The sequence below is a fragment of the Martelella sp. UBA3392 genome (assembly GCF_002358775.1).
In the GTDB taxonomy this organism is placed as follows: domain Bacteria; phylum Pseudomonadota; class Alphaproteobacteria; order Rhizobiales; family Rhizobiaceae; genus Martelella; species Martelella mediterranea.
Genome location: NZ_DEPM01000103.1, coordinates 1 through 6,713, shown reverse-complemented (window position 1 = coordinate 6,713; position 6,713 = coordinate 1). Strand labels below are relative to the sequence as shown.

Annotated in this window: 4 protein-coding genes; 2 read left to right on the top strand and 2 right to left on the bottom strand. The window is 64.6% G+C overall.

Annotation, left to right across the window (positions count from 1 at the left end):
* Positions 1-1,947 precede the first annotated feature (1,947 nt).
* Positions 1,948-2,913, bottom strand: a complete 966-nt coding sequence (gene denD, locus B4E36_RS07615) for a D-erythronate dehydrogenase (RefSeq protein WP_345900193.1) — start codon at positions 2,911-2,913, stop codon at positions 1,948-1,950.
* A 12-nt stretch (positions 2,914-2,925) separates the two neighbouring features.
* Positions 2,926-3,714, bottom strand: a complete 789-nt coding sequence (locus B4E36_RS07610) for a FadR/GntR family transcriptional regulator (RefSeq protein ID WP_292057323.1) — start codon at positions 3,712-3,714, stop codon at positions 2,926-2,928.
* Between the two features lie 423 nt (positions 3,715-4,137).
* Between B4E36_RS07610 and B4E36_RS07605 the strand changes: the two genes are divergently transcribed.
* Both B4E36_RS07605 and B4E36_RS07600 read left to right on the top strand, forming a co-directional pair.
* Positions 4,138-5,703 (top strand): sugar ABC transporter ATP-binding protein, encoded by a 1,566-nt coding sequence (locus tag B4E36_RS07605; protein ID WP_292057325.1) that lies wholly within the window; start codon positions 4,138-4,140, stop codon positions 5,701-5,703.
* Positions 5,704-5,721: 18 nt separating this feature from the next.
* A partial coding sequence (locus B4E36_RS07600) for an ABC transporter permease (protein ID WP_345900191.1) occupies positions 5,722-6,713 on the top strand: 992 nt, incomplete at its 3' end.

Sequence of the window (6,713 nt, the reverse complement as noted above, 5' to 3'; positions counted from 1 at the left end):
GTTCCTGATGTTCGTGCCGGTCCTGTGCATCGGGGGCCTCGCGGAATTAGATTCCGTGGCCTTCCTCATGGGCACGGGACCCATATTATCGATGTACCTCACGCGCAACGCGCACGAGCAGGCCTCGATCTGGTGCTTTTTTAGCACGATGCAGTGCGCCATCGGCGCGGCGTCGGCCGTGCTCCAGCACCGCTCCGCCTCGTCAAAAACGCCTCAAAACCCCTACGAGACGCGGCCCCGTTTGAAGAACACGGCGACGCCGTCGAAGCAGCCCGCGCGCCGCGCGCGGAAAGCTGTCGACTACAGCGAGGACTAACTTTAATCTGAGGGCTTATACACGACGGCCCCCCGCTCGAAGGTCACGACGGCGCGCTTGTAGTTCGGCCGGCTCACGTGGAACATGGCGCGCTTGCCCTGGATGCGCCGGTACCCGCCATAAAAGTTGTCGGTCATGACCTTCTTCACGGGCAACCCATAAATGGTTTGGAGGTACTCCTTCACCTCGAGCTTGTTCATCCGCGGCGCTATCCTAAAGACGGCCTGCACCGGCCGCGTCTTGTGGCCGAGGAAGCGCACATTAATCAAGGTCATGAAGAGGTTCGGGAAGAACTCGAAGCGCGGCATCGCTGCGTCGGCGTCCCGCGCGCTCGACGCTGCCGCAGGGCCGGTGTTGCGCCTCAGCGCTTGCACAGCGATCGCGAAAACGTCGCTACGAGTTATGCGTATACTGTAGTCTCCTTGGTCCTGGGTGCAGCGGTGAGCTCTGCACTGCTGTAATAGTGAGAGCCTGCTGGACGGGTTGCTTGCTAGTGTCTTACAGGCCGCTAGCTGCAGGGCGCGGCGCGGGGGCTCATTTTAGCGTGCCAGGGGCGAAAAGGTGACAGGGACAACGCTGTTTGGGCTTAGTGGTACGCTGAGGCATAACCGAACAAGCGGTGCGGGCTAGCACGACACCTAATGGGCGCCAAGCGCGAGCCGCAGCGGCGCTGGCACCGCAAGCTCGCCGCCGCCGCGTGCGCACTAGCGCTGGCCACGCTCGCGCTGCGCTTGGCCGCGTCGCGGCCGGGCGCCGCGCAGCACTGGCTCGCGTCGGTCAACGTCGAACAACGAGCGGGCGTGCCCCGGAGGTGCGGCTCCGACGGGCGAGCCACTTATGCGTGGATGAACCCGGTCCAATTCAACCGGACGTTCACGCGCGCGCGGGGCACGGCGCTGTTTCTGGTGGGCTGCGGCCACTCGGGGACGACGCCGCTGACCGCGCTGCTGCAGCGCCACCCCGGCGTCTTCGTCTACGCGCCGTCCGCGGACCTGGAGTACGCGATCAAGCCGGACAGCTTCTCCCCACTACTGGGGTCGTCTCAAAACGACCGGGCGACCTTGGACCGCCTCGCACGCGGCAACGCGTGGCTCGTGAAGAGTCCCTCGAACGTCTGCCGGCTGGGCTACATCCTGATGCACGTGCCGTCGGCGCGCGTCGTCGCGTTGGTGAGAGACGGGCGCGACGTCATGTTGAGTTTGATGGAGCGGTACCCGGACGCGGACCCCGCGGGCGACTTGTGTCTCGGGCGGTGGGTCCACGACAACACTGCATTATTACTGTACGAGCGGGACCCGCGGCTCCTGATCGAGCGGTACGAGGACCTCTTCGAGGGCGCGCCGCGGTACCCGTCCCTCCGGCGGATTTTGGGGCACTACGGCGTCACCTATGATAACGTCGCGGACCTGATGGCGCGCCCCGCGAGCGACGCGCATGGGTCCACGTCCGCCAAGGCGTCCGCGGCGCACACGCGCCTGCGCGCGCAACAGGTGTCGAAGCCGCTCCGCACGGCCGCGCCGCGCTGGCCCGCGGAGCTGAGCCCCGCCCTGAAGCGGACCTTCAAGCGGGACAAGGCGGCCGTGAGGCTGCTCGTGCGGTTCGGCTACGCGAACGATAGTAATTGGTAATTGTTAGTTGAGCTCGTCCTCGATGTGGCTGCGGACCATGGCGTCGATGGAACACGCGTCCGGAAAGCCCATGGCCGCGGCCTTGGACGTGTCGAAGCGCGCCGGCCACGTGCCGACGATGGCCGCCACGGCCGGGTCGGGCACGAAGTCCACGAGCCCCCGGTCGCCGCCGTGCCGCGCGAGCGCCGCCAGCATCTCCTCGACGGACACCGTGACGCCGGGCGCGTTCACGCAGCGGTAGTCGCCAAAGGCCGCGCCGTCCACGTCCAGCGCGTGCTCCAGCGACCGCAGCGCGCTCCGCGGCGACGCGAGCCAGAGGTCCGTATCTGAAGGCATGGGACAGACGGCGCGCTTGCCCGCCAGCGGCTCCCGGAGGATCGACGACGCGAAGCCGGAGGCGGCCGCGTTCGGCGCGCCGGGCCGGATCGAAATCGTGGGCAACCGGATGCCGATGCCGTCGAAAAAACCATGGCGCGAATAGTCGGCGAGCAGCAGTTCGCAAATGGCTTTCTGCGTGCCGTAGCTCGTCAGCGGGGTCAGGCAATGGCTGTCGCTGATGACGGGCGGCAGCGGATTGCCGAACACGACGATCGAGGACGTGAAGACCAGGCGCGGCATATAGGGCCGGTCCCGGCCGGCCAGCCGGATGGCCTCGAACAGGGCGCGCGTGCCGTCGAGATTGACGCGATAGCCCTTCTCGAAATCGGCTTCCGCCTCGCCGGAAACGATGGCCGCCAGGTGAAAGATGAGATCAGGCCTTTGCGCGATGAGGCTTTCAGCCGCGCCGGGCTGCGAAAGGTCTGTCGCCAGGGTCTCGACCTCCACGTCGAAATCGGGCGCCTCCGGCGCGATGATATCGGCGAGGATCAGGTGGCGTATCGGCTGGCCGCGCACCTTCCCGGAGCGCATCAGGGCGCGCACCAGCTTGCGGCCGATCATTCCGGCCGCGCCGGTTATGAGGATTTTCATGCTGCCCGCTCCCTATTTCCCGCCGCTGGCGCGCAAAACCGCCGCGCCATTGGCGGAGCTGCCCGCCCGCGCGATACCGCTTTCGTCGACGGCGCGCGATGTGTCGTGAATGCGAAGTATGTGCTCGGAGAACGCCGCCGCCACCGCTTCGGGATTGTGCATCTTCAGGGCCCGCACGATGAAACGGTGATCTTCGAGGCTTTTCTCGATCGCGCCCGGCTGGGCCATGGCGATGCGGCGGTGATCAAGCATATATGTGTAGAGGTCGACCACGAAGTCGGCGAGCAGCCGGTTTGCCGAGGCATAGTAGATCGTCAGGTGAAATTCCCTGTCGCAGATCAGAAAGCGGACCGGATCGTCGATGGCCTGCTCCTGCGCCGCGATCGAGGCCTCGAGGCGCTGGATATCCTCCGGCCCCAGGTGGCGCGCCGCGTCCGCCGCCACGGCGGTTTCGACCAGGAGACGCGCGGCGTGCACCGCGTCGAGGCTGTAGCCGTTGATTGAGGAGGGGTCTGTTACGCCGATGCGGTGCGTGCCGACCTCGACGTCGACGCGCGCGACCCGGGTGCGCGCGCCCTGCGAGACCTGAACCACGCCCTGGCCGGCGAGCAATTGTATCGCGCCGCGCACCGTCTCCCTGCTGACCGCCAGCATTGTGGAAAGTTCCCGCTCGCTTGGAAGCTCATCGCCGCGCTGCAGAATGCCGGAGGCGATCATCGAGACGATCTTGTCCCGGATCATTTCCTTGGCGGTCTGCTTGTGGATCGCCTCGTGGAGAGGCGAGAGCGGAAGATTGGACATTGGGACCCCTGGAATGGACTGCTTAACAGACCAGTTAAACCATTCTGGGATAGCTGTCACCTCCCTTTCGGCAAAAAAGCGTCTGGCCGCCGCAAGGCGAGTGCATGGCGCGCGCCACAACGTACCAGTTCTGATTTTGAGATGGATTGCTAATAATTTCTTTAAAATCAATAACATAATAGGAAATCGCGACATTTTTCGCGGTTGCGAAGCTTTCCGCGTGAAAATTTTATCGATCAGCTCCCGCAGTTTCGGGTCTGAAAGACCCGTGGTCACGGATTGCTCTGTCGTTCAGGGAATTTCAACTGGACCGGTGTTACGGCCAGTTGACAAGTGGTCTGGTCCCCACTAGCGTGCAGATCGTCGGGCAGGAAGCTTGAACTTCACGCCGACACGCCGGGGAGCGGCGGGGAGGAATCAGAAATGGTTATTGGTCTGCAATCGGCCCGACGCCACGGGACCGTCGCCATGAGTGTCGCCGAGGCAAGCGCCGCGGCAGGGCAGGCGGGCGATCGGCGCAGCGTTTTGCTGGCCCGGGGCGTGACCAAATCGTTTCCGGGGGTGCTGGCGCTCGACAATGTCGATTTCGATGTGCGCGCCGGAGAAGTGACGGCGCTTCTGGGCGAAAACGGAGCGGGTAAATCGACGCTCATCAAGCTCATGGCCGGCTTTTATACGCCCGATCGCGGCGAGATCACGGTCGACGGGGTCGCCCTGCAGGCCGATCCGGCCGCCGCGCACCGCATCGGCGTCGCCACGATCCATCAGGATGCCCATCTGGTTCCCGCGGTATCGGTTGCTGAAAACATCATGCTCGGCCGCTGGCCCGGACGGTACGGCTGGCTCTCCAAACAGCAGCAGAAGCAGAAGGCGCGCGCCGCGGTCGCCCGAGTGGCACCGCATCTCAACATCGCCACGCCGGCCGGCCGGCTGTCGCCGGCGGATCAGCAACTGGTGGAGATCGCCCGCGCCATTTCCGAGGATTCCAAGGTTCTCGTGATGGACGAGCCCACCACCTCTCTTTCTCCGCCGGAGATCGAACGCCTGTTCCGCGTGGTCGATGACCTGAGGGCGCATGGGCTCGGCATCGTGTTCGTGTCGCACTGGCTCGAAGAAGTGTTCGCCATCGCAGACCGGGTCACGGTGTTGCGCGATGGCCGGTTGGTGGGAACCAGGCCGATCGATCAGCTCGATCATGAAAAGGTCATCCACATGATGGTCGGCCGCGAGGTTCGCAAGACAGAGCACAAACCCCGCCCGATCGGCGATGTCGTCCTCAAGGTCAGCAATCTCAAGCGCGAGGGCGTTCTGGACGATATATCCTTCGATGTCAGGGCCGGGGAAATCGTCGGCATGTCGGGACTTGTCGGCGCCGGGCGAAGCGAGCTTGCGGCCTGTATATTCGGTATCGATCCCTATGACGAGGGCAGCGTCGAGGTCTCCGGCCGCCGGGTGCGTCCGAACAAGCCCAAGGCGGCGATCGACGCCGGCATAGGCCTCGTGCCCGAGGACCGGCGACGGCAGGCCCTGGTCGGGCTGATGAGCGTGCGCAACAACATGACGCTCGGCATGTTCGACAGGATATCCCGCAACGGCTTCCTGTCGAACGCGCTGGAGGAGGAGATCGTCGGACGCGAAATGCGCGGCCTGGCGGTAAAGGCGCCGTCCTCCAAGGTGCGGGTCTCGACGCTGTCCGGCGGCAATCAGCAGAAGGTCGTGCTCGGCCGGTGGCTGGCCCGCCAGCCGAAGCTTCTGATCCTCGATGAGCCGACCAAGGGCATCGATGTCGGCGCCAAGTCGGAAATCAGCGAACTTGTCCTTCGCCTGGCCGAAAGCGGCATGGCGATATTGCTGATCAGTTCGGAATTGCCTGAAATCCTGTCGCTGTCGGACCGTGTGCTGGTGATGCGTTCGGGGCGGATCTCCGCCTCGCTCACCCGTGCGGAAATCTCCAGCGAAACCATCATGAGCTATGCGACGACGGGTTGACGTCGGGGAGAAATTTGAATGGCACTGGAGAACACACCGATGAGCGGTATTGCACCGAACGGCGATAGCAAGCTTTCCACCTGGCGCGGACGCATATCCTTTATCGACCTGATGCAGAGTGTGGGACTGCTTGCCGTAATCCTGCTCGGCAGCGCCATCATGAGCGTCCTGAGCCCGGTCTTTGCCACGGTGCGCAATATCGAGAACGTGCTGCAGGCGGCCACCATCATCGCCGTCGTCGCGATCGGCCAGACCTTCGTTATCCTGGTGGCCGGGATCGACCTTTCGGTCGCCTCCGTGCTGGTGCTGTCATCGGTTCTGTCGGTGGGGCTTGTCGAGTTCCAGGGCTTCTCGCCGGTGGTTGGCGTCATGGTGGCGCTGGGAGCGGGTCTCGGTCTCGGGCTGATCAACGGTCTCGCCGTCACCAAGCTGCGCATCCCGGCCTTGATCGCGACGCTTGCGACCATGACCATCGGTCGCGGCCTTGCCTATATCTATTCGGGAGGCACGAATATCGCCCCTGTTCCATCCTTTTTCGTCGAACTCCAGGCCGCGCGCATCTTCGGCATACCGGCGGTCATCGTCCTCACGCTGGCGCTGGCGCTGATCGCCCAGATCGTGCTGTCGCGAACGGCCTTCGGGCGCTCGGTCTATGCGACCGGCGGAAATCCGCTTGCCGCGCGACTGGCCGGGATCAACACCGAACGCGTTGTCATCATCGCCTTTATGATCTCAGGCCTGATGGCGGCGATTGCGGGACTTCTGATCACGGCCCGGTTCGAGGCCGGAGCCGCCACCGCGGCCCAGGGGATGGAGCTCGCTGTCATCGCGGCAGTGGTGATCGGCGGGGTCAGCCTGTTCGGCGGTGAGGGGAACATGGGCAGCATGCTGCTCGGCGTGCTGCTGCTCGGGCTGGTCCAGAACGCGGTCAACCTGCTCAACGTTCCGCCGAACTGGGACTCGGTCGTCTCGGGATTGGTGATTGCCGCCGCCGCCGCGCTCGATGTCTA